Origin of the sequence: Pseudomonas sp. R3-56 (assembly GCF_051132075.1) — a bacterium.
Classification (GTDB): domain Bacteria; phylum Pseudomonadota; class Gammaproteobacteria; order Pseudomonadales; family Pseudomonadaceae; genus Aquipseudomonas.
Map to the genome: position 1 here is coordinate 2775043 of NZ_CP071657.1, position 26806 is coordinate 2801848.

The 26806-nt window shown below is 57.8% G+C and carries 26 protein-coding genes; 9 read left to right on the forward strand and 17 right to left on the reverse strand.

The features are described from left to right. Positions 1 to 7 precede the first annotated feature (7 nt). From J3P96_RS12595 to dctA, 4 genes are read left to right on the forward strand one after another with little or no spacing between them, the layout of a single operon-like run. Positions 8 to 973 (forward strand): hydroxymethylglutaryl-CoA lyase, encoded by a 966-nt coding sequence (locus J3P96_RS12595; protein ID WP_434657550.1) that lies wholly within the window; start codon positions 8 to 10, stop codon positions 971 to 973. Beyond that, entirely contained in the window at positions 970 to 1353 is a 384-nt protein-coding gene (locus J3P96_RS12600) for a VOC family protein (protein WP_434657552.1), read from the forward strand. Before J3P96_RS12595 ends, J3P96_RS12600 begins: the two co-directional genes overlap by 4 nt. Continuing rightward, positions 1350 to 2291, forward strand: a complete 942-nt coding sequence (locus tag J3P96_RS12605; protein ID WP_434657554.1) for a D-2-hydroxyacid dehydrogenase — start codon at positions 1350 to 1352, stop codon at positions 2289 to 2291. Before J3P96_RS12600 ends, J3P96_RS12605 begins: the two co-directional genes overlap by 4 nt. Before the next feature lie 40 nt (positions 2292 to 2331). Continuing rightward, entirely contained in the window at positions 2332 to 3630 is a 1299-nt protein-coding gene (dctA, locus tag J3P96_RS12610) for a C4-dicarboxylate transporter DctA (protein ID WP_434657557.1), read from the forward strand. A gap of 164 nt (positions 3631 to 3794) precedes the next feature. Here dctA and J3P96_RS12615 read toward each other — a convergent pair whose 3' ends face one another. The 6 genes from J3P96_RS12615 to J3P96_RS12640 all read right to left on the reverse strand — a co-directional run bounded on the left by J3P96_RS12615 (position 3795) and on the right by J3P96_RS12640 (position 9612). Continuing rightward, positions 3795 to 4457, reverse strand: a complete 663-nt coding sequence (locus tag J3P96_RS12615) for an RraA family protein (RefSeq protein ID WP_434657560.1) — start codon at positions 4455 to 4457, stop codon at positions 3795 to 3797. Positions 4458 to 4522: 65 nt separating this feature from the next. Then, positions 4523 to 5869, reverse strand: a complete 1347-nt coding sequence (locus J3P96_RS12620; protein WP_434657563.1) for an MFS transporter — start codon at positions 5867 to 5869, stop codon at positions 4523 to 4525. A gap of 87 nt (positions 5870 to 5956) precedes the next feature. Next, positions 5957 to 6622: an RraA family protein gene (locus tag J3P96_RS12625; protein WP_434657565.1), complete on the reverse strand. Its 666-nt coding sequence runs from the start codon at positions 6620 to 6622 to the stop codon at positions 5957 to 5959. Between the two features lie 123 nt (positions 6623 to 6745). After that, entirely contained in the window at positions 6746 to 7642 is an 897-nt protein-coding gene (locus J3P96_RS12630; RefSeq protein ID WP_434600923.1) for a LysR family transcriptional regulator, read from the reverse strand. A gap of 63 nt (positions 7643 to 7705) precedes the next feature. Next, positions 7706 to 8920, reverse strand: a complete 1215-nt coding sequence (locus J3P96_RS12635; protein ID WP_434658155.1) for a pyridoxal phosphate-dependent aminotransferase — start codon at positions 8918 to 8920, stop codon at positions 7706 to 7708. Between the two features lie 23 nt (positions 8921 to 8943). Next, positions 8944 to 9612: an RraA family protein gene (locus J3P96_RS12640; RefSeq protein ID WP_434657568.1), complete on the reverse strand. Its 669-nt coding sequence runs from the start codon at positions 9610 to 9612 to the stop codon at positions 8944 to 8946. Between the two features lie 103 nt (positions 9613 to 9715). On the opposite strand from J3P96_RS12640, the gene J3P96_RS12645 reads away from it, so the two are divergent. Together J3P96_RS12645 and J3P96_RS12650 are read left to right on the forward strand one after the other, a co-directional pair. Continuing rightward, the gene (locus J3P96_RS12645) at positions 9716 to 10609 is read left to right on the forward strand and encodes a LysR family transcriptional regulator (RefSeq protein ID WP_434658157.1); all 894 of its coding nucleotides are present in this window, start codon (positions 9716 to 9718) and stop codon (positions 10607 to 10609) included. A 614-nt stretch (positions 10610 to 11223) separates the two neighbouring features. Further along, positions 11224 to 12132 (forward strand): LysR family transcriptional regulator, encoded by a 909-nt coding sequence (locus tag J3P96_RS12650; protein ID WP_434657571.1) that lies wholly within the window; start codon positions 11224 to 11226, stop codon positions 12130 to 12132. Positions 12133 to 12172: 40 nt separating this feature from the next. Here the strand turns inward: J3P96_RS12650 and J3P96_RS12655 are convergent, their stop codons facing one another. Both J3P96_RS12655 and J3P96_RS12660 read right to left on the reverse strand, forming a co-directional pair. Then, complete coding sequence (locus tag J3P96_RS12655) at positions 12173 to 13267, reverse strand: alkene reductase (protein WP_434657574.1); 1095 nt, start codon at positions 13265 to 13267, stop codon at positions 12173 to 12175. Positions 13268 to 13301: 34 nt separating this feature from the next. Beyond that, on the reverse strand, positions 13302 to 14060 hold the full coding sequence (locus J3P96_RS12660) for an SDR family oxidoreductase (protein ID WP_434657576.1): 759 nt from the start codon (positions 14058 to 14060) through the stop codon (positions 13302 to 13304). A 99-nt stretch (positions 14061 to 14159) separates the two neighbouring features. Between J3P96_RS12660 and J3P96_RS12665 the strand changes: the two genes are divergently transcribed. Then, positions 14160 to 15116 carry a LysR family transcriptional regulator gene (locus J3P96_RS12665; protein ID WP_434657579.1) on the forward strand — a complete coding sequence of 319 codons (957 nt, stop codon included), beginning with the start codon at positions 14160 to 14162 and terminating at the stop codon, positions 15114 to 15116. Between the two features lie 26 nt (positions 15117 to 15142). Here J3P96_RS12665 and J3P96_RS12670 read toward each other — a convergent pair whose 3' ends face one another. The 9 genes from J3P96_RS12670 to J3P96_RS12710 form a co-directional block, all read right to left on the reverse strand. Continuing rightward, a complete protein-coding gene (locus tag J3P96_RS12670) occupies positions 15143 to 15790 on the reverse strand; it encodes a hypothetical protein (protein ID WP_434657582.1) in 648 nt (215 codons plus the stop codon). Between the two features lie 112 nt (positions 15791 to 15902). Beyond that, a complete protein-coding gene (locus J3P96_RS12675; protein WP_434657585.1) occupies positions 15903 to 17360 on the reverse strand; it encodes a YncE family protein in 1458 nt (485 codons plus the stop codon). Positions 17361 to 17390: 30 nt separating this feature from the next. Further along, positions 17391 to 17900: a DUF305 domain-containing protein gene (locus J3P96_RS12680; RefSeq protein WP_434657587.1), complete on the reverse strand. Its 510-nt coding sequence runs from the start codon at positions 17898 to 17900 to the stop codon at positions 17391 to 17393. Beyond that, positions 17882 to 19303, reverse strand: a complete 1422-nt coding sequence (locus J3P96_RS12685; RefSeq protein ID WP_434657589.1) for a mechanosensitive ion channel domain-containing protein — start codon at positions 19301 to 19303, stop codon at positions 17882 to 17884. Before J3P96_RS12685 ends, J3P96_RS12680 begins: the two co-directional genes overlap by 19 nt. 60 nt (positions 19304 to 19363) lie before the next feature. Then, on the reverse strand, positions 19364 to 20314 hold the full coding sequence (locus J3P96_RS12690) for an alpha/beta fold hydrolase (RefSeq protein WP_434657592.1): 951 nt from the start codon (positions 20312 to 20314) through the stop codon (positions 19364 to 19366). A 9-nt stretch (positions 20315 to 20323) separates the two neighbouring features. Continuing rightward, positions 20324 to 21340 (reverse strand): alpha/beta hydrolase, encoded by a 1017-nt coding sequence (locus J3P96_RS12695; RefSeq protein ID WP_434657595.1) that lies wholly within the window; start codon positions 21338 to 21340, stop codon positions 20324 to 20326. A gap of 87 nt (positions 21341 to 21427) precedes the next feature. Next, positions 21428 to 22177 carry an SDR family NAD(P)-dependent oxidoreductase gene (locus tag J3P96_RS12700; RefSeq protein WP_434657598.1) on the reverse strand — a complete coding sequence of 250 codons (750 nt, stop codon included), beginning with the start codon at positions 22175 to 22177 and terminating at the stop codon, positions 21428 to 21430. A 64-nt stretch (positions 22178 to 22241) separates the two neighbouring features. After that, positions 22242 to 22994, reverse strand: coding sequence for an SDR family oxidoreductase (locus J3P96_RS12705; protein ID WP_434657600.1), 753 nt, complete (start codon positions 22992 to 22994; stop codon positions 22242 to 22244). Positions 22995 to 23048: 54 nt separating this feature from the next. Then, a complete protein-coding gene (locus J3P96_RS12710) occupies positions 23049 to 23579 on the reverse strand; it encodes a DJ-1/PfpI family protein (protein WP_434657603.1) in 531 nt (176 codons plus the stop codon). A 381-nt stretch (positions 23580 to 23960) separates the two neighbouring features. Here J3P96_RS12710 and J3P96_RS12715 point away from each other — a divergent pair, with 381 nt between their 5' ends. Next, positions 23961 to 24293, forward strand: coding sequence for a hypothetical protein (locus J3P96_RS12715; protein WP_434657605.1), 333 nt, complete (start codon positions 23961 to 23963; stop codon positions 24291 to 24293). Between the two features lie 28 nt (positions 24294 to 24321). After that, positions 24322 to 26658, forward strand: coding sequence for an FdhF/YdeP family oxidoreductase (locus tag J3P96_RS12720; protein ID WP_434657607.1), 2337 nt, complete (start codon positions 24322 to 24324; stop codon positions 26656 to 26658). Positions 26659 to 26806: the final 148 nt, after the last annotated feature.

The following is a 26806-nucleotide window of genomic DNA, read 5'->3' on the forward strand; positions in this document are numbered from 1 at the left end:
TACCTCAATGAAACGCTTATACCTGCAGGAAGTCGCGACTCGTGACGGCTTCCAGAACGAAAAGACCTTTATCGACACCGAAAAGAAAATCGCCTTGATCGATGCGCTGAGCCAGTGCGGCTACGCCAAGATCGAAGTGACTTCCTTCACTTCGCCCAAGGCCATTCCCGCGTTGCGCGACGCCGAGGCCGTGATGGCCGCGATTCAGCGGCATAAAGATGTGGAATACACGGTGCTAGTGCCCAACATTCGGGGGGCAGAAAGAGCGCTGGGGTGTGGAATCGACGAAGCCAACCTGGTGATGTCGGTGAGCGAACCGCATAACCGCTCCAACCTGCGCATGACGCGTGAACAGTCGTTCGCCCAGCTCAGAGATGTGGTGGGGGTAATTGGGCGCGGGCCGGTGGCGGTCAACGTGTCGCTGTCCACGGTATTTGGCTGCCCGATGCAGGGCGACGTGCCGGCCGACGATGTATTGGGTTGGGTCGGGCGTTTCGCCGAATTGGGCGTGCGTGGCGTCACCTTGTGTGACACCACCGGCATGGCCTATCCCTCGCAAGTGGAGGCGTTGTCGCGCCAGGTGCGCGAGCGCTTTCCTGAGTTGCAACTGACTTTGCATTTTCATAACACGCGTGGCATGGCCCTGGCCAATACCCTGGCGGCGTTGCAGGCCGGCATCGACCGCTTTGATGCATCCCTGGGCGGCTTGGGCGGTTGCCCGTATACCCCAGGTGCCAGCGGTAATGTGTGCATGGAGGACCTGGTGCACATGCTGGACCTGATGGGTTACGACACCGGCATGAACCTGGACCGCGTACTGGCGGCGTCCGCCCAGTTGCCCGGTCTGATTGGTCATGACATCCCCAGCCAGATCCTCAAAGCCGGCAAACGCCTGGACCTGCATCCCATCCCCGATCACGTACACAGCCTAAGCAAGCAAGTGGCCAACGCTGAACTGGAGCGCACCCCATGATTGATCATCTAGACCATCTGGTTCTTACCACGATCGACGTAGCAGCCTGCAAAGACTTTTACATTCGCGTCATGGGCATGCACCTGGAGAGCTTTGGCAACGGCCGACTCGCGTTCCGCTTCGGCAACCAGAAAATCAATGTGCATGAGCGTGGACAAGAATTCGAGCCCAAGGCCCATCTGCCGGTGCCCGGTGCGCTGGATCTGTGTTTTGTCACTAGCACCTCGCTGGAGGAAGTGATCTCCCATCTGCAGGCCCAGGCCTGGCCGATCATCGAAGGCCCGGTGCCGCGTACAGGCGCCACTGGGCCGATTCGTTCGGTGTATGTGCGCGACCCGGACCTGAACCTCATCGAAATTTCTGAACAGGTGCTCGTATGAATATCGTGTTTCTCGACGGTGCAAGCTTGCCGTCGCCATTGGCGCGCCCGGCCCAGGCCAGCGCGTGGACTGAACGAGAAAAAACCACTCCCGACCAGGTTGTGCAAGCGTTGGCCGAAGCCGATGTGGCCATTACCAACAAGGTACGCATCGACCGAGCTACCCTGGGGCAACTGCCACGCTTGAAGCTAATCTGTGTGGCTGCGACTGGCTACGACTGCATCGATATTGCCGCTTGCCGTGATCAAGGCGTGACGGTGTGCAACGTGCCGGCATACAGCGCGGTCAGCGTGGCTGAAGCGGTGATCGGTTCGCTGTTTGCGCTACGTCGTCACCTCATGGCGTATCGTGCGGCGTCGACCACGTTGTGGCCACAGTCGTCCCACTTCTGCGTGCATGCAGCGCCGGTCCAAGACCTGCAAGGCTCGACCCTGGGTATCATCGGCCGTGGTGATATCGGCAGCCGCGTGGCGCGCCTGGCCAAGGCCTTGGACATCACCGTGCTGTTTGCAGAACACCGTGGCGCGTCGCGGGTGAGGGAAGGCTACACGGCGTTCGACACGGTATTGGCCAACGCCGATGCGCTGACCTTGCATTGTCCATTGACGCCGCAGACCCGTAATCTGATCGGTTCCGCCGAGATCGCACGGATGAAATCCGGTGCCTTGCTCATCAACACCGCACGCGGTGCACTGGTAGATGAAAACGCCGTACTCGACGGGCTCGCCTGCGGCCGATTGGGCGGGGCTGCACTGGACGTACTCCAGGTGGAACCACCCCAATCCGACCATCCCTTGCTGCACTGCGAACATCCCAATTTGCTGGTTACGCCCCACGTCGCTTGGGCCAGCCAAAGCAGTGTCGAGCGGCTCAAAGCCGTGCTGGCAGCCAATATAGCGGCGTTCGCCGCCCATCAACCGATCAACGTGGTGACTTGAACCTTCAGCTCCCCCAATTACAGCCCCATAAGGCAGAGCCATGACAAAAATAATCAGCTCGTCAGTCGAATCCGTGGATGAACCGCTTCCACGGCGCAAAGCGTTTTACCAGCACCTCTACGTGCAAGTCCTCGCAGCGATCGTGCTGGGGGTGATCCTCGGTCACTTCAGCCCCGGTCTCGGTGAGCAGATGAAACCCTTGGGCGATACGTTCATCAAGCTGATCAAGATGCTGATAGCACCGATCATATTTTGCACGGTGGTCAGCGGTATCGCCGGCATGCAGGACCTTAAGCGCATCGGGCGTATCGGTTTCAAGTCTCTGATTTACTTTGAGGTGCTGACCACCATAGCCCTGGTGATCGGCTTGATCGGGGTGAACCTGCTCAAGCCAGGTATCGGCATGCACATCGACCCGGCCAGCCTCGACGCTTCGGCTATCGCGGGCTACACCAAGGCGGCCCATGATCAAAGCGTGGTCGGGTTCCTCACGCACATTGTGCCGACCACGGTGTTCGGCGCGTTTACTGAGGGCGATATCCTCCAAGTGCTATTCATCTCGGTGCTGTTCGCCTTCGGCCTGCAATTGTTGGGCGAGACTGGCAAGCCGCTGCTCAATACCATCGACCTGGTGGCCAAGGCGTTCTTTCGCATGCTCAAGATCGTCATGTACCTGGCTCCCCTGGGAGCCTTCGGCGGCATGGCTTTCACGGTGGGCAAGTACGGCGTGCAATCGCTCGGGGCCTATGTGAACCTGCTGGTGTGTTACTACCTTACCGGGCTGGTATTCGTATTCGTGGTGCTGAATCTGGTGGCGCGGCTGGCTGGTTTCAGCCTGTGGAAGTTCCTCAAATACATCCGCGAAGAGCTGGTACTGGTGCTCGGCACTTCCTCGTCGGAGTCGGCGTTGCCGCGCCTGATGGGCAAGCTGGAGAAGCTCGGCTGCGAGAAGTCCACCGTCGGCCTCGTGGTACCTTCCGGCTACTGCTTCAATCTTGACGGCAGTTGCATCAACATGACGGTGCTGGCGATCTTCATTGCCCAGGCCCTGGACATCGACGTGTCTCTTTATCATCAAGTAACGCTGTTACTGATCCTGTTGCTGACGTCCAAGGGCGCCGCGAGTGTGACCGGAGGCGCGTTCATCACCCTGGCGGCAACCCTCGGTTCGATCGATGTAATACCGGCGGCAGGCCTGGTACTGGTGCTAGGCGTCTACCGGTTTATCTCCGAAGGCGGCGCGCTGATCAATGTGATCGGTAACGGTGTCGCCACGCTGTTCATTGCCCGCTGGGATGGGGCTCTGGATCGTGAGCAACTCAGCCGTGAACTAGGTTAGGTTTAACGCAGAGACTCTTTGTTGTTGGCCACCACGCCTGGCTGATGCCCTGGAGGCTCTGCGTTTTTTCCGAGATTGAGTCATATGGCGGCAATATAAATAGCCCTCACACTGCACTGTCGTGGGCAGGCCGTGAGGGCAACAGGGAAGACGTCCGGGCGGGGTCAGGATTTGCGCTGCAAGGTGTGGTAATTCAGTGCTGTTCTGGCGTCCTTGAGAGATTTGCCTTCAGCGAGCAAGGCACGAATACGCGATTCCACTTCTTCGATCGAGCGGGCGCAGGCGGCCACTTCACGGGCCCTTTCTCGAGGAACGATCACCACGCCGTTGGCGTCGGCGACTACGATGTCCCTGGCGCAGACCCGGGCCTGGCCGATGGACACCGGCTGATTGACCGAGGCGACTTCGACCCGATCCTTGCCGGTGCGCATGAACCGGCCTTTGCTGAAGACCGGATACCCGTCGCCCAAAGCCTTGCTGACGTCCCGGCACACACCATCGATCACCGTCGCGGCGATGCGTTTGCTGCTGGCATATTGGGTCATGATGTCGCCCCAGACTGTGCAGTCGGTGCGCCCGTCGTTGTCGATGACCACGACATCGCCTTCGGCGACATCCTCGATAAAGTCGCCGACCGTTCCCGGCGGGCTACTGGCGCTGACGTAGCGCACGGTGAATGCCGGGCCGATCACCACCTGACGGTAGTTATCCAGCGGCATGACCCCGAGACACTGTCCGGGCAGATCGAGTTTATCCAGGGCGTCGGACACACCGGGCGTATCCAGGCCTTCAAACAGGGCAACCAGTTCCTGGTCTTCGGGAGACATAAATAATTCCTCTTGTTCTTCAAATCAGCGCAGCTCAAGGCGCTGCGCACGGGTGGTTGGATGCGTCAATCGGCACGGGCGGCGGCGGGCCTTGGCTCGGCGATGGTCAGCAGGATGATGAAGCTGATGAACGAGCCGATCGCCAACCAGGCGAACACATAGTTCCAACCATAGTTGTCCAGCAACAGGCCGGTAATGAACGGCGTCGCGGCCGCGCCCAGTTGCCCGATCATGTTCACCACGGCGTTGGAAATGGGGAACGTTTTCTTGGTGGTAAGCCCCATCGGGTAAACCATGTAGGAGGAAAACCCGAGGCTGAGGACCACGCCGGTCAGCATCAGCAGCAGCCCATAGGGCAGGGGCTCGGCGGGAGAGTTGATCAGCAGGTACATCATCACCGAGGTGCCCAGCGCTGACAGGAGCATGCCGGGTTTGCGCCGACCGCCCATCAACCGGTCCGAGCAGAGGCCGCCGAGCAGGTTGCCTAGCACGGCGCCTACCCACGGTGCGGCCGACACCAGTCCCATGTTCATGATCGAGAACTGTTTGACGGTCATCAAGTAGGTCGGAATCCAGGCCAGTAGCACGCTCGAGACGCCGAGCTGGAAACAATAGCTGGTGGCGCAGCCCCAGATATTCCACGACTTGAACACCTGCCGGTTGGTTTCAAGGGCAACCACATCACGGGTGCGAATGAACCGATCGAGTTTCTTGACCCACGCCGGCGGTTCCGGTGGCCGCACGGCCTCGGCGGCCTGGGCGACGGGTTTGTCGTCGGCGATGTAGTTGAGTTCGGCTTCGTTGACGAAGCGACTGCGGGACGGATGGTCCGCCACCATGAAATACCAGACCACGGCGAGGACGATGCCCGGTATGGCGAAGAAGTAGAAGATCTCTCGCCAGCCCCAGACGGAGATGATCACTGCGCAAAGTGGCGGCACGATCACCGGGCCGAATTTGACGGCAGACAGGAAGATGCCCGACGCCGTGCCTTTTTCCCGTGGTGGGAACCAGTTGTTGATGGTGGTCGTCATGCTGATCGGCAATGGACCTTCAGCCAGGCCGAGGCCCAGGCGATACAGTTTCAACGCCAGCAACGAACCAGCGGTGCCGACCAGACCGGTCATCACCGAGGTCAGGATCATCGCGCCTGGGAGAATCTTGCTGACGCCAAACCGTCCGAAGGCGAAACCGGAAGGAATCTGTGCCATGGCATAAGCCAGCAGGAACAGGCTCATCAGGCCGCCCGCTTCGGCGTTGCTCATCTCGAATTCCTTACGGATGAAAGGCAGCGCCACGCCGAGGTTGGCGCGGTCGGCGGCGGCAATGGTGTAGATCAGGAAAATCAGCGCGGCAACGACCCAGCGGTATCTGCTGCGCACCGCAGGCTTCAAGACTTCGGGCATGGACATGGAAGCGGACCTTGTTTTTATCGGTTGTCTGGTCAAGCGGTTCTTGGTGCGGCTGGGGTCATCGCCAGCGCACCGGTAAACCGGGCGTCAGTTCGCCAGCCCGGCTTTTTCCAGCACCTTGTCCAGCCAGGACTGATCGATCGCCCCGGTGGCGATTTCGGCTTTGACTTCCTGTTCATGGGCGTCGTGTTCATGGGCCTTGCGCAGGAGCTCCTCGGCGACGTCTGGAGAAAACGCCACCAGGCCGTCTTCGTCGCCGACCAGGATGTCGCCGGGGTTGACGATCATCCCGCCGATCGAGACCGGCACATTGATCTCGCCGGGGCCGCTTTTGTAAGGGCCGCAATGCACCACGCTGCGCGCATAGCAAGGGGTGTCCTGGAAGCTGGCGACGTCGCGAATGGCGCCATCGACGACGAAGCCGACACAGCCGCGCTGCTGCGCGTAGAGCTTGATCAGCTCACCGATCACGGCGTTGGTGGCGTCTCCCTGGGCGTCGATCACCAGCACATGGCCCGGTTCGATCAGGGTTAATGCCTTGTAGATGTACAGGTTGTCGCCAGGGCGGGTTTTCACCGTGAGCGCGGTGCCCACCAGCTTGCCGGTGAGGTTGTAGCGCGTCAGGCCCCGAGCGCCGATGTGGCGTCCCAGGTTGTCGCTGATATGGGGCGTGACAACGGACCGGAAGGCATCCAGTAACGAGTCCGGAGCCTGGGGTGGAGAAGGGTGGATGCGTGAACCGGGCAATGACATGGCGACCTCACTTACGGATAACCCTGGCGGGCGATAAGCGCATCTTAAGAAAGGTCGTTGGCCAGGATTAGCGATATTTATCTATGCAACCCCATCACTTTTTTTCTCCTTTCGGGTGCGGGATTACCAGACCATCTTGCTGAAATCACAGAGCTCGGCGGCCAGGCGCGCGACTTCGACGCTCAGGCCCTGGAGCCGGTCGGCACGGTGTGCGGCGATGTAGTGGATCGGCGGCAACCCGGGCTCGGTTTCGATCACCTGCAACCGTCCCTGATCGACCAGCGGCGAGAGGCATTGGCGCGGCAAATAGCTGATGCCGACGCCGGAGAGGGTCAGGCCCAACTGGGCGATCAGGTAGTTGCTCTTGAGGGTGCGGTTCAGGCGCACGTCGTTCTGGGCGAGCCAGCGATCGTAGATCAATCCCGTGCCGGAGCTGCCGCCTTGGGTGAGCACGGTGTACGACGACAGGGTCTGCATGTTCACGCTGGCGCCGCCCTGGTGCAGCGAGGGCGCACACATCCAGGCGTTTTCCACCGAGCTGAGCGGCGTGCTGACGAAGCGCGCGTCGGCGAAAATGTCGGGCACGATAATCAAGTCGAGCTGATCGTTCTCCAGCTTGGCCACCAGTTCAGTGCTGAGCTCCACCGAAGGTTCCAGCACCACTTTCGGGTAGGCGCTGCGAATGGCTTCGATCAGCGCCGGCAACCAGGTGATGGCGGTCAGTTCGGTCACGCCGATACGAAAGCGCCTGACCAGCACTTCCTTGGCGCTGATGCGCTCAAGCAGAAAGTCGCGCTGGCGCAGGATCTGCGACGCTTCCTCGAACAGCTCGGCGCCTTTCTCGGTGAGCCGGGCGCTGCGCCTGGAACGGTCGAAGATGGGCATGTCGAAAACCTCCTCCAGTTCCTGGATACGCTTGGAGATGGCCGACTGGGACATGTTCAGCTTCATGGCCGCCGACTCGAAATTGCCCAGCTCGACGATCCAATAGATCGCTTCCAGTTGTTTGAAGGTAATCATGCGCAGTCAGACCCGTTGGAAGTGATTCGATGCCGATCCGCCGAGTCTGTTCGTCCGGCCCTGTCAGCGCAAGGCCTCGCAAAAGCACCGGATCGCCTCGCAGGCCCGGCGCAAGGACGCATCATCCAGGGCGTAGGCGATGCGAAGGTAGGGGCCGAGGCCGAACGCGCTGCCATGGACCACCGCCACGTTCGCTTCATCGAGCAAGGCGTGGGCGACATCCTCATCCGTGACCAACCGCCGTCCTGCAGGCGTGGTGCGACCAATCAGGCCGGCGCAGGAGGCGAACGCATAAAACGCGCCGCCAGGGCTGGCGCATTCCAGGCCCGGCGTGGCATCGAGCAGCGCGACCATCATGTCGCGACGTCCCTGGAACGCGGCGCGGCTTAGGTGGATGAAATCCTTCGGGCCGGTCAGCGCGGCCAGTGCCGCTTGCTGGGAAATGGAGCAGGCCCCCGAGGTTTGCTGGCCCTGGAGCTTCTCCATGGCTTGCAGCAGCCAGCGCGGCCCGGTGACAAAACCGATGCGCCAGCCGGTCATGGCGTAGGCTTTGGAAACGCCGTTCATGGTCAGGGTTCGCGGGGCCAGTCGCGGTTCCACCGCTGCCAGCGTATGGAAGACCTGATCGTCGAAGATCAGGTGCTCATAGATGTCATCCGCGAGTATCAGTACGTGGGGATGGGCCAGTAGCACTTGCGCCAAGGCGAGCAACTCGTCGCGGCTGTACACGGCCCCGGTCGGGTTGGACGGTGAATTGAGGAGCAGCCATCGCGTCTTTGGCGTGATCGCCTCGGCCAATGCCGCAGGCGTCAGCTTGAAGCCGCTGTCGGCGTGGCACGTCACGATCCGCGGCTCGCCACCGCACAACTGGACCATTTCGGGATAACTGACCCAATAGGGCGCCGGCACGATGACTTGATCGCCCTCGTCCAGCGTTGCGGCCAGCGCGTTGTAGATCACCTGCTTGCCGCCGTTGCAGACCAGGGTGTCTTGCCAGTCAACGTCCAAGCCATTTTCGCGGCGGAACTTGGCGGCCACCGCTTCACGCAATGAGCGTACGCCGGCCACCTGGGTGTAGCGAGTGTGGCCATGCTCAATTGCCTTGATCGCCGCTTGGCGAATGTGCTCTGGCGTATCGAAATCCGGCTCGCCGGCGCACAGGGAGATAATGTTCGCGCCTTGCGCCCGGCGTTCCGCCACCCGATCCATGATGCGGTAGGTCGCTGAAGGCTGGGCACTCGCCAGACGTGGATTCAAGCGTTGGATATCGATGTTCACGTCGACTGCCTCGTTTGTGACATTCATCGTGCGTGCTCCACCTGGATGGCTTCGAACTGGCGGTCATGCATGACCTCGGCGACCGAGCGGCCGCCCCGGACGGCCTCGACCATACCGTCCTGCCGGCGGGCGATGCGTTCGCCCAGGTCGAGCACTTTTTCGATATGGGCCTGGGGCACGAAGACGGTCCCGCAACTGTCGGCGATGACAAAGTCGTCCTCGCTGACAGGCACGCCGGCGATGTCGAGGGTCACGGCCGAATCGATCTGGATAACCCGATTGCGCGCGCTGACCATGGTCACGCCCCGGCCATACACCGGATACCCAATCGTCGCGCTGCCGTCGATGTCACGGCTGTAGCCATCGATCACCGTGCCGCGTATCTGCTTGCCCACCGCCGCGTTGGCGAGGATGTCGCCCCAGCAGGACACACCGTCAAGCCCGCCGGCGATCACCAAAATCCGGTCTTCGCTGTCGATCCGTTCGATAACCGGGGTGATCAGGTGCACCGTCGGGGCGTTGTCGGTCTTTGCCGCCAGCAGCACGGTGCTGGCGCGGCCGACGATCTTCGGGCAGCTCCAGAGCGGGCGCAGCCCGACGGTGGCGCCGGGCAAACCGAGGAAATCGAGTGCATCGGACACGGTGTTGGTGTCCAGCAATGCCAGGCGTTGGAGTAAATGAGCTTGATTCATGGAGGAGCCCCTTGATAGCGGAGGAGCCCAGTGTCAGCGAGAGGATTTGATAGGTATATTACGAATCACGGATGTATTACATACGTTGAACCTATGGAATCCCATGATCAACTTTCGCCTGATTCGTCATCTGTGGTTGTTTCTGGCAGTGGCCGAGGAACAGAATTTCGGCCGCGCCGCCAAACGCCTTGGCATGTCGCAGCCACCGTTGAGCGAGCAAATCCAGATCCTTGAACAAGCACTCAAAGTCACGCTGTTCGAACGTTCGCGCCGTGGTGCCAGGTTGACCCCGGTCGGCGCTGCGATTCTGCCAGCCGTGCGCAAATTTGCCGACCAACTGCAGCGTTTGGAGCTCGCGGTGGAAGAGGCGGTGGCGGGGCAGTCCGCAATGCTGACCATCGGCGCGATTTCCACGGCGATGTTCGATGTTCTGCCTGGCGTTATCGAGCAACTGAAAACCCAGTATCCGCAGCTCACCGTATCCGTTCGGGAAATCGACAGCGTCGAGGCGATTCCGGCGCTGGAAGCGGGAGACATCGATCTGGCCTTTGCTCGCCTCGACGGTGACTTTGGCGCGTCGATCCAATCATTTCCATTAACGGAAGATCGCCTGATGGTCGCGCTGCCCGTCGATCATCCATTGGCATCACGCAAGCGAATCAGCCTGGCCAGCCTGGCTACCGAACCGTTAGTGATGTTTTCTCGCAAGGTCAGCCCGGTGTATTTCGACAGTCTGATTGCCACCTGCCGCGCCAGCGGATTTTCTCCGCGAGTCCTGCACGAAGTCCGTTCGGTGGCATCGCAAATCGCGTTCGTCAGTTGTGGCCAGGGTATTGCGTTGGTACCGGCGTCGCTGAAAAAACTGGCGCCCAGCAACGTGGTATTGCGCCCGCTGAGCCAGAAACTCAATGTCGTCACGACTGCCGTGGCCTGGAATACGCTGCGTCCGAATCCGCTGGTGGAAGCGTTGGTCAACCAGTTGAGAGCCAGGGGGTGATACGTTTGGCCTATGGAAGCTCTTCTGGATAAGGAAGTTCGAGCGTGCTGCTAACTCTGGCGCTGCGCGCTTGCTAGCAGCCATGCCTACTTGTTGCCTTGGTCCCCGACAAGGCTTTTAAGCACTTACACAAGTGGCTCGCCGCAGTGGGCGACGCGCTTTCCAGAAGCCGAACCCGCATTCCTCGGCATGTTAGATCAGCGTTAGTGCCAAATAGCTTACACCGTCTGCGGCGGGCAGGACCGGTGACCGAACCCATTTGTGCCATCGCGGCATGTCTGAAATTCCATCTGGTCGCATTTCCCTGGCTTCCAGAAACCCCTAATTTAGACGCCTACGCATGTGATTGATGGAAGAGAGATGTTCTTCAAGTAGCGCGCGACTACTGTTGATCAACCCTGCGAAACGCTTGGCGTCCGGATGTGGAGTGCGCATACAGGCTGTGACGACGTTGCGCGCTGCCTCGTAAATTGAATATCCGGTTAACGTGCATGAATTGATTAAAGCAAATGATCAAAAAATTATGCCTCACGTGGAATACCCATTTTTGTTCTGCCGTCTTATATGGACTTTTAATTAAATGTCTATAGGTTTCATATTAAGAGAGCGCAGTAATGATCAGATTTAACGACCTAGCCATTTTTGTGCGTGTTGCAACAGTTGACAGTTTTTCCGCCGTGGCCAGGGAGATGGATCTCTTTCCTGCTCAAATCAGCGCCGCTATCAAGCGCTTGGAGTGCGAACTTGATACGCGCCTGTTTGCGAGATCAACACGAAGTCTGCGCCTTACCGCAGAGGGCGAGCGTTATCTGCCTTATGCTCGGGATGTGCTGAATACGCTCAGCGAGGGGAGAGCCGGGTTACAGCAGGACGATCTGAAACTCCATGGGGTTTTGCAGATCGCCAGTGCCTCGGACTTCGGGAGAAATGTGTTGCTTCCCTGGCTGATCGATTTTCGACGAGACAACCCTGGTCTGGTGCTCCGAGTGATGTTGTCCGATAGCGTCTCGGACATCTTTCGCGATCCTATCGACGTGGCCGTCAGGTATGGCACGGTGCAAAACGCCGACTTCATTTCGTTGCCATTGGTGCCGACCAATCGCCGTGTATTGGCTGCCTCGCCGGCTTACATAGCGCTACACGGCCGCCCCGAGTGCGTGGAAGACCTTAGAAACCATGCGTGTCTTCGCTTCCATATGAATGGAAAACTGTACGACAGATGGATATTTCCCAAGGTGCCGGAGAATGATGTTGTTATTGTCAACGGTCCTGTTCTCAGTGATGACGCAGATGTCATTCGACGTTGCGCCATCGCCGGTGAGGGGATCTTGTATAAGTCATGGATGGACGTATGTGAAGACGTAAAGGCAGGCCACTTGGAGGTATTACTCCCTGAGGTTTCAGGTGAGCTTTATCCTTTAAGTTTCGTCTGCCCACACAGGAAGCAGTTTACCCCGGCTCTTCGGTTGCTTTACGCGTACCTGAAAGAAAAGTGCGAGGCACTTCTAGTGACGCACGCCTAGGCGTGCGCCGGCAATCGCTCGATACCCCATGGCCGCCTGGTCATGCTCCACTTGGCCAGTCACCAAGCCCGGGATAGTCGGTGTACCCTTCCTTCCCTTGGCTGAACCACGTTGAACGATCCTCTTGCCTCAGTGGCAAGCGACGGCGAAGTACCTCTGGCAGCTGGGGATTAGCGATAAATGGACGTCCGAACGCGACCGCATCGGCAACACCCGCTTCCACAACTGCCTGGGCACGAGCCGAATCGTAATCGGAGTTAAGGATAAGCGAGCCTTTGAAGGCATTACGAATGACGGCGGCGCTTGGCGGGTATTCCGACACACCGAAACTCCCGTCAGCCGGCGGCTCGCGAAGCTCGAGATGGGCGATGCCAATCTCGGATAATACTTCAGCGGCGTGGATAAACAGAGGCACAGGATTACTGTCCCTCACGCCCTGGTCATGACTGCTGGGCGTCAATCGAACGCCGGTCCGATCTGCGCCTACGACGTCGGCGACCGCTTGCGTGACCTCCTTGAGCAGCCTGACCCTGTTTTCAATCGATCCTCCGTAAGCGTCGGTGCGAAAGTTGCCGCTGTCGCGTAAAAACTGATCGATCAGATAGCCGTTGGCGGCGTGAATCTGTACGCCATCAAACCCGGCCAGCAAGGCGTTCCGGCCTGCCTGGGCGAAATCGCCAATCAGCGATGGTATCTCTTCGAGCGGTAAAGCTCGAGCCTGGGAGTACGGTTGTTTCCCTGCGTAGGTATGGGCCAGCCCAGGCGCTGTTGTCACCGAGGGGGCTATGGGTTGGGCACCATCGAGGAAGCTGGGATGAACCACCCGGCCCATGTGCCACAGCTGAGCGATTATCCGGCCCCCGGCAGCGTGCACCGCGTCAGTGATGAGCCGCCACCCGGCAATTTGTTCGGCGGACCAGATGCCCGTTGCGTAGGCCCACCCCAGCCCTTGCTGGCTGATGCCTATCGCCTCGCTGATGATAAGGCCCGCAGTCGCTCGCTGGCTGTAGTAGTCGATCATGATGGGGGTAGGAACGTGATTCTGGGTTCCCCTGGCCCGGGTCATCGGCGCCATGATGATGCGGTTGGGCAGGGTAAGAGCACCCAGGCGAAGCGGCTCGAATAGTGTGGTCATGTGACCTCCTTTTGGCTAACGAAAATTGTCGGGTTTAAACCAGGCGTGCGCCGCCATCGACGTTAATCGTGGCGCCGTTCATGAAACCGTTGGTCATCAGGAAAAGCACCGCTGCAGCCGCTTCGTCGGCGGTGCCCAGGCGATGCAGCGGCAGGGTTTGCTCAAGTGCGGCGACAAAACCATCACGCGCCTCACCCATGGCTTTGGCGAGGATGGGCGTGTCGATAGGGCCTGGAGACAGGGTGTTGACCCGCACAGGCGCCAATTCCAGGGCGAGGCCACGGGCGAACGCTTCCATGGCCGCTGACGCGGCGGCGAGCACCGCTGTGCCATATGCATTGGGGCGGTCTGCCAGTGAACCGGAAATAAAAGTCACGGAGCCGTCTTTGGAAAGGCGGTCGCCAAGGGCCCTCAACGCATGTACCGAGGCCCAGATTCGCTCGTCGAACGCGCGATGCAAATAGGCAACGTCCGCTTCGAGGATTTTGCCGGCGACGAAAGTACCGGCCAGTAGCACCAGGTGGTCGACCTTTGGAATGTCGGCCAGAGCAGCCTGGATGTGTTCGGGCTGGGTGACATCAGCCGCACGCCAGCCATCCAGCTCATGGGTATGGGCGGCTTGCCGCGCCCGTTCCGGGTTGGAACCGATCACGAAGACCTTTGCACCGGCCGCCTTGGCCTGAATGGCAGTTGATAGGCCGATACCGGATGTGCCGCCGACGATAACCACGGTGCGATTGCGCAGGGTGTGGGGTTGTACGTCGATAGGGCCAGTGCTGGAAATGTCAGACATCGCTGTTGCTCCTCTGGGCATCGAATTGATGCTGTGGAGAACAGCGTATGCGCATCCATTCAGGTTGATAATAGGGTCTTAAGTGGTTACTCTTGTGCCATGAAAGCACAAATAGGCTTGGACCGCCTGACAGGTCTTATTGCGTTTGCCCGCACGGCATCGCTAGGCAGCTATACAGCCGCTGCACGGGATCTCTCCGTGTCGCCGTCGGCCGTCAGCAAAAGTGTTCAGCGACTGGAAGAGCATTTTGGCCTGCGCCTCTTCAGTCGTACCACCCGCTCGCTGACCTTGACCCCCGAGGGGCGCGAGCTGTACGAGCGTGCGTTGCGCGTGATCCGGGAAATCGAGGACATCGAGCAGGCTGCGGTTGCGTCCAGAGGTGAGCCGTCAGGAACCTTGAAGGTGACTGCGCCGCTTCCCATAGGGGTCAATATCCTCGCTCCGGCGCTTCCGGCCTTTCGTGAGCGTTACCCGAAGGTGGTGGTGGACCTGCGACTCGGCGATCAATTCTCCGACATAATCGAGCAGGGGATAGATGTTGCGATCAGGGTCGGCAATCTGGCTGACTCCCGACTCGTTTCCAAGCCTCTGGGACCTCATCGAATTTGCGCCTTTGCATCGCCCGGGTACCTCGCCAGAAAGGGTAAGCCTCGCAACATCGATGATCTCGTAAACCATGATTGCATCAATTTTCGTTACCAGAGTTCGGGGCAGGCGCTGCGCTGGCCGTTCCAGGTGGGGGAGCGAGTCGTCGAGATCACCCCCGACGCCACCATGACCATTGATGTGAGCGATGCCGTGGGAATGGCGCTCGCGGCAGGCGGCGGTATTGGTATCTCTCCGACGTACGTTGCCGCACCTTATGTGCAGCGTGGTGAGCTGGTACCTGTGTTTCCCGAATATGCGGTGGACAGGTTCATGATCACCGCTCTTTGGCCCGAAAGCCGAAGGGGCAATCCAAACGTGAAGGCCTTTGTAGACTTTCTCCAGGACGTGTTTCCAACGCCTGCTCCCTGGGATTTGATAGTCGAATCAGCTGCCAATGCCCAGCGTTAAGGGGAGGCCGAAGACCTTGAGCTTGCTCAGGCATAAAGCACATCCCAAAGCCGTTTCAGCTTGGGCGTCATGTTCGCTTCAGATACGCTCTGGAGTGTTTCGATTTCTTTGAAGTATTTGGCGTAAACCGCTTCAGTGACATGCTGGGTTTCGCCGCGTTCATCCAGCTCGACATCGGAAAATCGCAGGATGCCAACAGGCTCGAACCCTGCACGCTCGGTAAATTGTTGCATCGCTTTTGACTTCATTGTTACGTACGAATACGCCATTGCGATTCCCATCGGTTGAGCCAGGGCGTCCACAATGTAAGCCGCAAAAAGTGTCGCGCCAGTGCCCCGATGCTGTGGAGCACACACGCCATAGCGGCTATGCAGGGTCAGCGCGTCTCGATCCACTTCCAGACACAAGGCACAAACAATTTCCTCGGCGTGTCGACCGATGTAGACGATGACGTCCTTTGTTTCTTCACCTGGAAAGTAGACTTTTGTTCCGTAAAATTTGGGGTCAATGTACTTTTTCCCCGAGCCCACACTGATGTCCGGGTACCACGACTTGATCAGTTCGCATAAAAGCTCGATATCGCTGCGCTTCAATTGTTCGTAGCTATATTCAACCGGCGTAATGGTGTTTTTCGGCAGCTCTGTAAGTGGCGGCCAGGATGGGTGCTTTATCATGTCGCTCTCTCGATGCGTTAGTGTCCAGGTGTGATGGCTGCTGACAATATGAAAGCCGCTATCTGCGACTGCATGACGTTGCCGTGGGAACGGCATGCAGGTCGCTGGAAGTTTATTGAGTGACGCTGGTTTGCACTTGCGCCAATGGACCAGGTTGGTCCGGTTTGCCGGCCAGAATTACCAGGAAGCGGCGCTGCTCTTGCGCATCGTCCTGCACGATCTGGCGAATAGGACCGGTGGTGTTCACGATGGCGGAGCCAGCCAGATTGGTCATGAACATTGCGAGCGGTTGCAGCCTGCCGCCACCGTCGGGCTTTTCAGCCAACGCCAGGGTATAGGGTTGTTTTGGTTCAAGGCCTGTCACCGCTGCTTGCAATACCTGGGTCAGGCCCTGGTTGAACAGCGTCACACTTGTAGGCGCCTTGTCTGCAGGGCTGCTCACCGAACCAAGCGTCAGGTGCGTGGCCTGACCGGCTGTACCCAAAGGCTTGAGATTGTCCGTGCCCTGACCTTGCGTCACTGCATTCGGAACATAGGCGACGGCTTGTGGCGCCTGGCCAATCGGGATGGTCGCAATGACAGTGTTTTGCAGCGTATCGATAACTGCGAATGCGTCGGCGTTCTCCAACCCCACATAGATGCGAGTTCCATCCCCCGATGGCCAGATGCCGTGAGGCAGATTTCCCACTGCAATCGTCGCGACCTTTTCAAAGGTGTCGGTGCGATATACCTGCACCTCGTTCAGCCCGCCTACGGTGATGTAAGCGAAGGATCCATTGGCATTCGTCACCAGGTTGACGTGGTTGGCGATTGGGCCGATGTCCAATGTCTTGATGAGCCGAAACGGTGGTGTTGCCTCGAATACCTGCGCTTTGCCGACATCCTTGAGCGTGAACCAGACTTGCTTGCCGTCCGGCGATGCCGCGATGTTCGGGCAGAACGGGCTTGCTTGTTCGACATGACCGACGATCTTGTGAGTCTCTACCGAGACCACTACTGTTTCAGGATTGAATGACGAGCAAACATAGCCGTACTTACCATCGGGCGAAAAAATCTGCATGCCGGGGCCGGCCGGCGTCTGGATGCGCAGTTTCTCTTTATAGGTGTGAGCGTCCAGGACCGCCACATAGTCTTCGCCGCGCACGGTCACCCAGACTTCCTTGCCATCTGGTGTAAAGAAGGCTTCGTGCGGCGCCCGGCCTACGTAGGTTTTGTGCTTCACGGTGTTGGTGCGGGTATCGATGAACGAGACTGAGTTGGTGCCGATGGATACCACCGCCAGCGTTTTATGATCCGGCGAAAACCCTAAGCCGTGTACCAATACTTCACCGCGATAGAGCGGGCTTAAGTTGCCTGGCTGCATATCACCCAGGCTGATGACCCCGAGTAACTTGTTATCAACTGGATCGGTGACCGACAGCGTGTTGGAAAATTGCTCTGCTGCGTAAACGCGATCTTGATGGCTGATTGGAATGTCTTTCGAAGATGCTTGGCCGGGGGCTTGGCCTGCAAACACGAATGCCGGGCCGGTAAGCAATGCACCGGCGATGAACGCAGTGGGTAGTCTCATGTGAGTACCTTTATGGCCGTTAACAGAGGATTACGGTTTGGAAACCAATGGTTGTGTAGGCGACGCCACTGAAGGTGGCAGGGGATCTCCCAAAGCCTGGCGCATCGCCGCAATTTCCTGTTGTTGGTCGACGATGATTTCCTGCGCCATGCGCTTGAGTTGTTCGTTTTGGCCGTACTTGAGCAGGGTCACTGCCATGTCGATGGCGCCTTGATGATGGGCAGACATGCTGGTGACAAAGTCACGATCAATGTTGCCAGTGGGCGTTGCGCCCATGTCTGCCATCATCTTTTCCATGGCAGTATTATTCTCTGCAATGAATGAGGCTTCAGCTGTTACTGCGCTGTCCTGCAGCGGCTCGTGGAGCTCATGGGCGTGCACTTTTAAAATGCAGCCAGTAAACGCCAGGGCGAGACAACACAGCAGTTTCTTTTCAAACATCGACACGTTGATTTCTCCAGTTAAGTCTCGATAAGGAAGACGTAGCAGGGCGCCTGTTATTCCATCGCTCACGAAATGGCTCAGTGGAGCCTCAACCATTTCAGAAAACCTCCGGGCATCGCCGTCGGTGCTTTCTGCAAAAGAATGGAGCGGGCATGCTGATGACGTACCATTTGCAGGCGGGTCAGAGACGTGCGTAGTTGCGATCTCTCACCCATGCACTGACGCACCTCATCCCGATGCAGTTGAAGGACCTTGACGACTGAGAGCGCGATGAACTGGGCTCCGTTTGGCTTGTTATCCATGACGCCTTCTTCACCCAATACTTCTCCTGGTCCCATTCGCGCGACTTCGACCCAGTTGTTCCCACTGCGTAACTGGACGGACACCACACCACTGCCGATGACCAATAGCTGTTCACTGATCTCATCGGCTTTCAACACAAAATCGCCGGCCGCCAGATGAGATGATTGCAGGTTCATTGCCAGACGATCTTTGTCCTCTGTCGTGAAGCTTGCGAAGATGCGCACGTCGTCCAGGACGAAGCGCGTGATCTTGGGTGCAGGGATCTCCGTGGCGTCGGCAATATCAATTCCGGATGCACGCAAATGCCTATAAGTGATGTCGTAAAGGCGATTGCGTGCGGTGATTTTTTCGGCAGGCGTGCCGACAAAACCGATGACTTCATACTCCAGTAAGCCTTCGGTGATGCCTTTGAGGATTACCTTTGGCGCAGGAGCTGGCAGTAGCGCGGAATAACCCAGCAGCGCCTGCTCCAATATGTCCTGGATGCGCTCAGGCCGAAATCGAAGGGGCAGATGCAGGCTTATCGTCACCCCGTGTTGGTCTTCAGGCCGGCTCATGTTTTGTATTTTGGTTTTCGCCGCAACCGAGTTTGGGATGACTACGGTGCTGCCTTGGGAGGTCAGCAACAACGTCGCCCGCCAATCGATATCGGTGACCCGGCCTTCCATGCCATCGATTTGAATCCAGTCGCCCACTTGATAGGGCCGAGTGGCATTCAGGACGATCCCGCTAAACACATCGCTGAGTGTGCTTTGTAACGCCAGGCCGACAATAATGGCCAGCGCACCAGAAGTGGCCAGCAGCCCTTTTACGGGTAATTCCAGTACATAGGCTGCAGCCGCAACGGTGGCGACCAGGAAAATCAGGGCGCCGAGCACTTCCCTGATTAGGCGCCCTCCGCCTTCGGTCCTGGATATCAGAATTGCACCGAGCAATTGCGTCAGCATCCGGGCGCTTAAAAACCACCAGGCGATCATCAACAGTGAAGCAGTTAACTGCCAGGAGCCGGAATCAGCGTCGCGTACCGGTTGCAGCGGTGAGTAGCCTGAAAGAAGGATGGATGCGCTGTAACCGGTGTAGAGACAAATGCCAATGCCCACGCGCAGACCGGGCAGCCTTCGGGGAACAACCCACCAACCAATGATATCCGCGATTAATATCGCCCCGAGGAGGGCGCACAGCCATTCAATGTTCACGACGTGGTCCTCCAGGCCGGTGGTGTATTCGCGCTTTCACCTGCGCTGTGAAACAGGTGGTCAAGTGGCTACGCCCCGCCAGAATTGGTGGAGCTCGGCGCTGATAAATTCAGGCTGCTCTTCGAATACCCAATGTCCGCACTTCTCTATAACGCCACCTTTTGCAGAGGAAGCGATGTGTTGAGCGCAGGTATGGCAATGGTCACCAAAAGAGACTTCGCCACCCCAGGCCAACATCGGAATCTTCAGTTTTTCCCGGGTCAATTGCGCGGTCTGTTCTGCCATTTCGGGGATATACCCATAATGGTTCAGGCTCGCGCGGAGATTGCCCGGCTGCCGCATCTGCATAACGTAATAGTCAATGTCGCTCTCGGGCATCGCCGTTGGGTTGTAGGCAAAATCCCTGAAAAAATGCCGCAGATAGATATCTTCCCGGCCTTCAATAAGCGCCCGGGTGATGTCCATGTTCATGTGCATGCTCAGATGCCAATAAGGCACCCGAGGATCGACATACCCTGGAAAATCCAGGCCGAAAAAAGGTGTCTCGATGGTTGCCAGTGACAAGGCACGTTCAGACGCCAGGTAGGCCAGGGCGACCGAGGGTGGACCTCCCAGGTCGTGACTCAGAATGTGGAAGCTATTGACCTTTTCGACGTCCAGCAGGCCGAGCATATCTTTGGCGATATTGATGGGGTCGTAACCCTGGTAAGGCTTATCGCTGTCGGCGAAACCACGCAGATCAGGGGCGATGAACGTGTAATGTTGGGCAAGCCTGTCGATGACAGGCATGAACTCTCTATGGTTTTGTGGCCACCCATGCATGCAGAGGACTACCGGGCCTTTTCCGGCAACAACGTAGTTAAGTCGTACACCGTTAACGGTGGCGCGTTTGTGCGTCAGGTTTGTCATGGCGAGTGCCTTTTTTGTCCCGTCCTGCCAGAGGCCTTTCGGGTCTAGGACAGGGCGGGTTTGCAATTTGATGCATGCCGCACCCATCAGGGTGAGCGACATGCCGGAGGCTTAGTTCAGATGAGCCTTGAGTTCTGTACCCGCCTGCCTCATGGCCGCCTTGACTTCAGGCACCTGGCTCAATGGGTTCAGCAGGCCATAGTCATGGATCATGCCGTTGTAGCGAACCGCCGTGACATCGACTCCGGCCGCGTCCAGCTTCTGCGCGTAGGCTTCGCCTTCGTCGCGCAGGACATCCAGTCCCGCGGTTTGCACCAGGGCAGGTGGAAGTCCTTTCAACTGATCGATGCTGGCCCTAAGCGGGGAGGCATGAATCTCGGCCCGGGCATTCAGGTCGGTTGTGTAGCTGTCCCAGAACCAGGTCATCATGTTCTTGGTCAGAAAATGGCCTTCAGCGAACTGCTTGTAGGTGTCCGTCTCGAAGTTGGAGTCGGTGACCGGCCAGAGGAGCAACTGGAACCGAATTTTTGGGGTGGCTTTTTCTTTAGCCATCAGGCTCACGACGGCGGCCATGTTACCGCCGACACTGTTGCCGGCCACCGCCAGGCGCTTGCCATCCACGTTGATCTGTTTGCCGTTTTCGGCCACCCACTTGGTGGCGGCGTAAGCCTGGTTAATGGCAGTAGGATAATGTGCTTCAGGGGACGGTGTGTAATCGACGTACACCGCAACGGCGCCGGAAGAGACGACCAGATCACGAATCAGACGCGCATGCGTTGGGTAATCCCCCAGAACCCAGCCTCCACCATGAAAGAACATGAAGGCTGGAAGCTCGCCTTTTACTTTTTCAGGCCGCACCACCGTCAGTTTGATGGTTTTGCCATCGGCGGTGATGGTCTTGTCACTCACCTCAACGCCCGACATATCGACCTTTACCGAGTTTTGTGCTCCCGTAAGAACCGCGCGGGCTTCTTTGGGGCTCAACTGCTCCAGAGGTTTTCCTCCTCCTGCCGCCAGTGCATTCAGAAAGGCTTGGGTTTGATGTTCCGGTACTGGGGTTACAGCGGCCATTGCGGACCCAACCGATAGGGCGATCATCGCCGGCACTGCTTTCGCTACGTGTTTCATGTTGCCTCCTGAAGCTATTGGTTTATATGAAGTGTGTAAGGAGGAGGGCGGCTATCGGCGTCGCCCACTCAGTCTTATGTGGATGGGTTACTGGGCGAGATAGCCGCCATCTACGGCTAGACTCTGTCCCGTTACGAAGCTGGCTGCGCCGGAGGCGAGGAACAGGATCGTCTGAGCCACCTCCTCAGTGGTCCCAAGACGTTTGGCAGGTATCAGGCCGCTCAATGCTTCTTCGGTGAGACCCACCTCGGCCAACCTGTGAAGCATTGGCGTGTTCGTAGGGCCGGGAGCTACGCAGTTGACTCGAATGCCGGTCGCGGCGACCTCCAGCGCGGCAGACTTGGTCAGTCCCTCCACTGCGTGTTTGCTGGCTGCATAGAGGGCGCTGCCGGGAAAGCCGACACTTCCGCCGATTGACGACAAGTTGACGACGCTGCCAAAGCCCTGCCGTTTCATGGCGATCAACTCGTGCTTCATGCTGAGCGCCAGCCCCAGCACATTGGTATCGAACACCTCGCGGTAGATCTCTGTGGTGATCTGGTCGATGTCAGTGAACGTACCTTCGATGCCAGCGTTGTTTACGGCAACATCCAGGCGCCCGTATTTGGCGTCTACAAATTCCACAGCCGTCACCACGTTGTTCTCGAATCGAACATCGACGTTAACGAAGTCAGCATCTGCCGCCCCTGCCTCGAGCAGTTCTTTACGCAACGATTCGCCAGCTTCGGCTCGCCTGCCGGTCGCCACGATTGATGCACCGTTGCGGGCGAATGCGAGGCAGACGGCTCGACCAATTCCGGTTAATGCTCCGGTCACAAGAACGACATTACTCATCATGGTTTCCTCTTTCTAATACGACATGGCGACGTCAGCACGACGCAGCGCGTGGGGTCTCTCGACGTCAAACCAACCGCGAACCGCCATCGACATTGATCGTGGCGCCGTTCATAAAGCCGTTGCTCATCAAAAACACAACGGCTGCACCTGCTTCGTCCGCCGTGCCGAGGCGATGCAGCGGCAGGGCTTGTTCCAACGCGGCGACATAGCCATCGCGGGCATCGCCCAAGGTTTTCGTGAGAATCGGCGTGTTTGTCGGACCCGGAGACAGGGTATTGACCCGAATGGGCGCCAGTTCCAAAGCGAGGCCGCGGGCTAGTGCTTCCATGGCCGCTGATGCAGCAGCGAGCACCGCGGTGCCGTAAGCGTTTGGTCGATCGGCTAATGCACCTGAAATGAACGTCACGGAACCCTGTTTGGAAAGGCGATCACCGAGCGCCCGCAAGGCATGGATCGATGCCCAGATTCGCTCGTCAAAAGCGCGCTGCAAATACGGGATGTCCGCTTCAAGCACTTTGCCGGCGACGAAGGTACCGGCCAACAGCACCAGGTGATCGACCTTCGGGATGTCTGCCAGAGCGGCGCGGATTTGTTCGGGTTGGGTGATATCTGCCGAACGCCAGCCGTCGAACTCATGGGTCTGGGCGGCTTGCTCTGCGCGCTGCGGATCGATACCCAGGACAATGACTTTTGCACCGCGGGCCTTGGCCTGAGTCGCTGCAGCCAAGCCAATGCCGGAGGTCCCGCCAAAGACAACAATGTTCTTGCCTGCTAAATCTCCGGTTATGGCGCCCTGCGTAGATATAATAGAGCTCATGTCTCAATCCTCATGCTGATTGCGGGTGGTGTATGTTTTGAAGTCTGGCCGACGCTACTTAATAGTCTGCCGAAGGGACGTTCGGAGCCAGATCGATACGGCGTGTGCAAAAGCTGCCACATCTTTTCCGTTACCGGTAATGACCCATTTCAATGTCACAACATCATCGGGAATAAATATCGTGCCGTAGCTTTTCAGCTTAATCACCAATTCCACCGAATTGCCGGTGGTTGCCTCTTTGCCAACCAGAACTCCTGCTTGTGCGAGCACTATCGAGCCCAGACCAATCCCGGCAACCAACTTGCGGGCTTTATCGAATTTCTGTAGCTGGGCGATAACATCGATGTTGTCCCATAGGTACTCTTTAGTTCCAGCTCCGTCCATAACAGCGATGGCATCGAAACATTCGCTATGCATTTCTTCGAGGTCATGCGCCTTAATGTTTTCAAAGGCCATTCCGTCCGTATTACGGACGTCGACGGAAAAGATCCTCAGGTTGTATTCTTTGCGCCATACACCCAGACACGACATGAGCATCGGCGCGTCAATCCGTCTTGGCGGAATAATGATCGCTAAATTTTTCATAGTGGATCCTGGCAACGCGGCTAATTAGAGATGTCGGATAAGAAACAGGTGCAGATGGGCTATCGCCTTTACCTGTCAGTCACTGCACCGGTTGCAGGCCTGTAATGAGCATCAACTAGTCGAAGTTGAAAATACAGGTGCGCTGCGGATTAGGACCTACACCCCAAGGATGCAAATCAATTAGCGCCCCGGTTTTGAAGGGCCGGCGGTATTCGCGCTAAATTCGTGTAAGTCCTAAATGTCGGCGTGCGTTCTCTTTTCGGCGACGCGCAAATATGATTCAACGACGAAAGGGTTCACTCACTGACCAACCTGCAGAGTGATCCTTCTGCAGCGGCTTATTGTCAATTGAATGCGTTGAGAAAATCTGTGAGGTGTTTAATGAGTCAGCCATCGGAAGAGCAAGGTTTCGAAAGTTACAATCAAATCAGGGTGCACTTCCATGTGTGCCCATCTCTGCCTTGCCTGGAAGTACAAGGTGCCCTTGATCGCCTCGCATTGCTTCCCGGATGCATTGATTACGCTTTAACGTATTGGCAGCAAAATGCATTTCAATGGTCCATTGCCGGTGTATGGACTAATGAGGAAGACCGCAATCGTCATTACTGCGGTGAGCAAATTCAAGTTCTTTTCAAATGCCTTATTCAGCAAAGTGCCTCATTGATCATCTGCAGCGAAGGGCAGATTTTGCACCCCGAGACAGAGAACATCTGAGCGTCACACATCCGGGAGGAAAAATGGCATGAGCCTCGAAAAGCGCTATCAACCTTACCTCGGCCCCGCAGCAGGATGGGGAGCACTGGTATCCGTTGCGAAATACTGGGTGCGAAGCGGTAACGCGATGAGGAATGTCCGCGCGCTTCTGAAGGTCAATCAAGGAAACGGTTTTGATTGCCCCGGTTGCGCCTGGGGCGAGAGCCCTGAAAAGGGCCCAGTCAAATTCTGCGAAAACGGTGCGAAGGCGGTGAACTGGGAGGCAACAACCCGGCACGCGGGACCGGCATTTTTCAGAAGGTATAGCGTTTCCTGGTTATCCGGCCAAAGCGATTACTGGCTGGAGCACCAAGGGCGCTTGACGCACCCGATGCAGTTCGATGCGGCTTCCGGTCACTACGTTGAAGTGAGCTGGGATGAGGCGTTTGCCTTCATCGCCCAACAGCTAAATCAGCTGGAGTCCCCAGACCAGGCCGAGTTTTATACGTCGGGCCGGGCCAGTAATGAAGCCGCATTTCTGTACCAGCTGTTCGTCCGGGCCTATGGCACGAACAACTTCCCGGACTGCTCCAACATGTGCCATGAAGCCAGCGCCATTGGAATGTATGAATCTTTGGGCGTGGGGAAGGGGACGGTGACCCTAGAGGACTTCGCCAAGGCCGATGCGATTATCGTGATGGGGCAGAATCCCGGAACCAATCACCCGCGGATGCTGGAGACCCTGCGCGAAGCGGTTAATCGAGGTGCTCAGGTTGTCGTGTTCAATCCCCTGAAGGAGCGCGGCCTCGAACGATTCCAGCATCCTCAGCATCCGCTGGAAATGTTGAGTAATGGATCGAAGCCGACCAGTACAGCGTATTTTCGTCCAGCCTTGGGCGGTGATATGGCGGCTATGCGCGGGATGGCGAAATTCCTTTTGCAGTGGGAAAGGTTAGCGCAAGCGAACGGCGCAGAGCCGGTGTTTGATCAGCGCTTCATCGAAGAACATACCTCGGGTCTGGAAGAGTATGTGGAGACCGTAGAGTCGACGCAGTGGGACGAGATTCTAGCGTTGTCGGGCATGACGCTGGAGGACATAGAGGCGGCTGCGCGCGTCTACCGGAAGGCGAGCAATGTGATCGTTTGTTGGGCCATGGGCTTGACGCAGCATGCCCATTCGGTCGCCATCATCCAGGAGGTGATCAACCTGCAACTGCTGACCGGGAACATGGGACGCCCAGGCGCTGGCGTATGTCCTGTGCGTGGCCATAGCAACGTCCAGGGCGATCGCACGATGGGGATCAATGAGCTTCCACCTGAATGGCTGCTGGATGCCATTGAAGCTCGCTTTCATTTCAAGGTACCGCGTCATTCAGGGCATAACACGGTGGCCGCCATCAAGGCGTTCGAGGAAGGCAAGTCGAAAGTCTTTATTGGTCTGGGCGGAAATTTTGCGCAGGCAACGCCGGACACGCCTCGTACTCATGCAGCGCTCAGGCGCTGCGAATTAACCGTGCACATCTCCACAAAGCTCAATCGCAGTCATCTGGTTACTGGCAAACACGCTTTTATCCTGCCTTGCCTGGGGCGGACTGAAACCGACATGCAGGCATCGGGTCCACAGGGCGTCACGGTCGAAGATACGTTCAGCATGGTTCATCTATCTCACGGTCCTTTGCGCCCCCAGTCGTCTGAACTCAAGTCCGAACCGGCGATAGTTGCGGGACTGGCGAAAGCGGTATTAGGCACGCATCCAATAGATTGGAGTTGGGTGATAGAGGATTACGGTCGGATTCGTGCGCTGATTACCGACGTCATTCCCGGGTTCGTTGGTTTCAACGAGCGACTTAAAGCGCGTGGCGGATTTCACTTAGGCAACGACGTTGCTCTGCGTATCTGGCGCACTTCGACATCCAGGGCGCGCTTCATTTCGAACCGGTTGCCGGGCGACCAGATTATTTCTCTCGCAGAAAAAACCGGCGATCGGGCAGACCTTCTTCTGCAAACCCTTCGTTCTCACGACCAATACAACACGACTGTTTATGGGCTCGATGACCGTTATCGCGGTGTTCACGGTACTCGACAAGTCATATTCGTAAACGCTGAAGATATCACTCGGCTAGGATTTGAACCGGGAGAACAGGTCGATATTGTCTCGCTGTGGCCGGATAAGCGAGAGCGTCGGGTGACCGGTTTTACACTCATCGCATACGACATACCTCCAGGCCAGGCCGCTGCTTATTATCCCGAGACCAACCCACTTGTCCCATTGGACAGTTACGGGCATCGAACCTTCACACCAACGTCCAAGTCTGTCGCCATAAAACTTGTAAGGTCAGCCGTTGAGGCGGGTGGCCTCTTGATTTCTTATGTTTCGGTTCCGTGATATCGCGGAAAACCAAAAGGACACCGCCAGGCACACGTCAGAATTACCAAGAAGCCCAATTGTTCGCGGAGCTGGGCCATCTCGGGGCTGGGGGCATCCTTTTCAAACATCCAAAGCATGCCCTCAGATGTGCCCCCAACGAAGCAAT

Coding starts and splice junctions, on each gene's coding strand:
- J3P96_RS12595 (WP_434657550.1), top strand. CDS start 8: ATGAAACGCTTATACCTGCAGGAAGTCGCGACTCGTGACGGCTTCCAG.
- J3P96_RS12600 (WP_434657552.1), top strand. CDS start 970: ATGATTGATCATCTAGACCATCTGGTTCTTACCACGATCGACGTAGCA.
- J3P96_RS12605 (WP_434657554.1), top strand. CDS start 1,350: ATGAATATCGTGTTTCTCGACGGTGCAAGCTTGCCGTCGCCATTGGCG.
- dctA (WP_434657557.1), top strand. CDS start 2,332: ATGACAAAAATAATCAGCTCGTCAGTCGAATCCGTGGATGAACCGCTT.
- J3P96_RS12615 (WP_434657560.1), bottom strand. CDS start 4,457: ATGTCTCCCGAAGACCAGGAACTGGTTGCCCTGTTTGAAGGCCTGGAT.
- J3P96_RS12620 (WP_434657563.1), bottom strand. CDS start 5,869: ATGTCCATGCCCGAAGTCTTGAAGCCTGCGGTGCGCAGCAGATACCGC.
- J3P96_RS12625 (WP_434657565.1), bottom strand. CDS start 6,622: ATGTCATTGCCCGGTTCACGCATCCACCCTTCTCCACCCCAGGCTCCG.
- J3P96_RS12630 (WP_434600923.1), bottom strand. CDS start 7,642: ATGATTACCTTCAAACAACTGGAAGCGATCTATTGGATCGTCGAGCTG.
- J3P96_RS12640 (WP_434657568.1), bottom strand. CDS start 9,612: ATGAATCAAGCTCATTTACTCCAACGCCTGGCATTGCTGGACACCAAC.
- J3P96_RS12645 (WP_434658157.1), top strand. CDS start 9,716: ATGATCAACTTTCGCCTGATTCGTCATCTGTGGTTGTTTCTGGCAGTG.
- J3P96_RS12650 (WP_434657571.1), top strand. CDS start 11,224: ATGATCAGATTTAACGACCTAGCCATTTTTGTGCGTGTTGCAACAGTT.
- J3P96_RS12655 (WP_434657574.1), bottom strand. CDS start 13,267: ATGACCACACTATTCGAGCCGCTTCGCCTGGGTGCTCTTACCCTGCCC.
- J3P96_RS12660 (WP_434657576.1), bottom strand. CDS start 14,060: ATGTCTGACATTTCCAGCACTGGCCCTATCGACGTACAACCCCACACC.
- J3P96_RS12665 (WP_434657579.1), top strand. CDS start 14,160: ATGAAAGCACAAATAGGCTTGGACCGCCTGACAGGTCTTATTGCGTTT.
- J3P96_RS12670 (WP_434657582.1), bottom strand. CDS start 15,790: ATGATAAAGCACCCATCCTGGCCGCCACTTACAGAGCTGCCGAAAAAC.
- J3P96_RS12675 (WP_434657585.1), bottom strand. CDS start 17,360: ATGAGACTACCCACTGCGTTCATCGCCGGTGCATTGCTTACCGGCCCG.
- J3P96_RS12680 (WP_434657587.1), bottom strand. CDS start 17,900: ATGGTTGAGGCTCCACTGAGCCATTTCGTGAGCGATGGAATAACAGGC.
- J3P96_RS12690 (WP_434657592.1), bottom strand. CDS start 20,314: ATGTCGCTCACCCTGATGGGTGCGGCATGCATCAAATTGCAAACCCGC.
- J3P96_RS12695 (WP_434657595.1), bottom strand. CDS start 21,340: ATGAAACACGTAGCGAAAGCAGTGCCGGCGATGATCGCCCTATCGGTT.
- J3P96_RS12700 (WP_434657598.1), bottom strand. CDS start 22,177: ATGATGAGTAATGTCGTTCTTGTGACCGGAGCATTAACCGGAATTGGT.
- J3P96_RS12705 (WP_434657600.1), bottom strand. CDS start 22,994: ATGAGCTCTATTATATCTACGCAGGGCGCCATAACCGGAGATTTAGCA.
- J3P96_RS12710 (WP_434657603.1), bottom strand. CDS start 23,579: ATGAAAAATTTAGCGATCATTATTCCGCCAAGACGGATTGACGCGCCG.
- J3P96_RS12715 (WP_434657605.1), top strand. CDS start 23,961: ATGAGTCAGCCATCGGAAGAGCAAGGTTTCGAAAGTTACAATCAAATC.
- J3P96_RS12720 (WP_434657607.1), top strand. CDS start 24,322: ATGAGCCTCGAAAAGCGCTATCAACCTTACCTCGGCCCCGCAGCAGGA.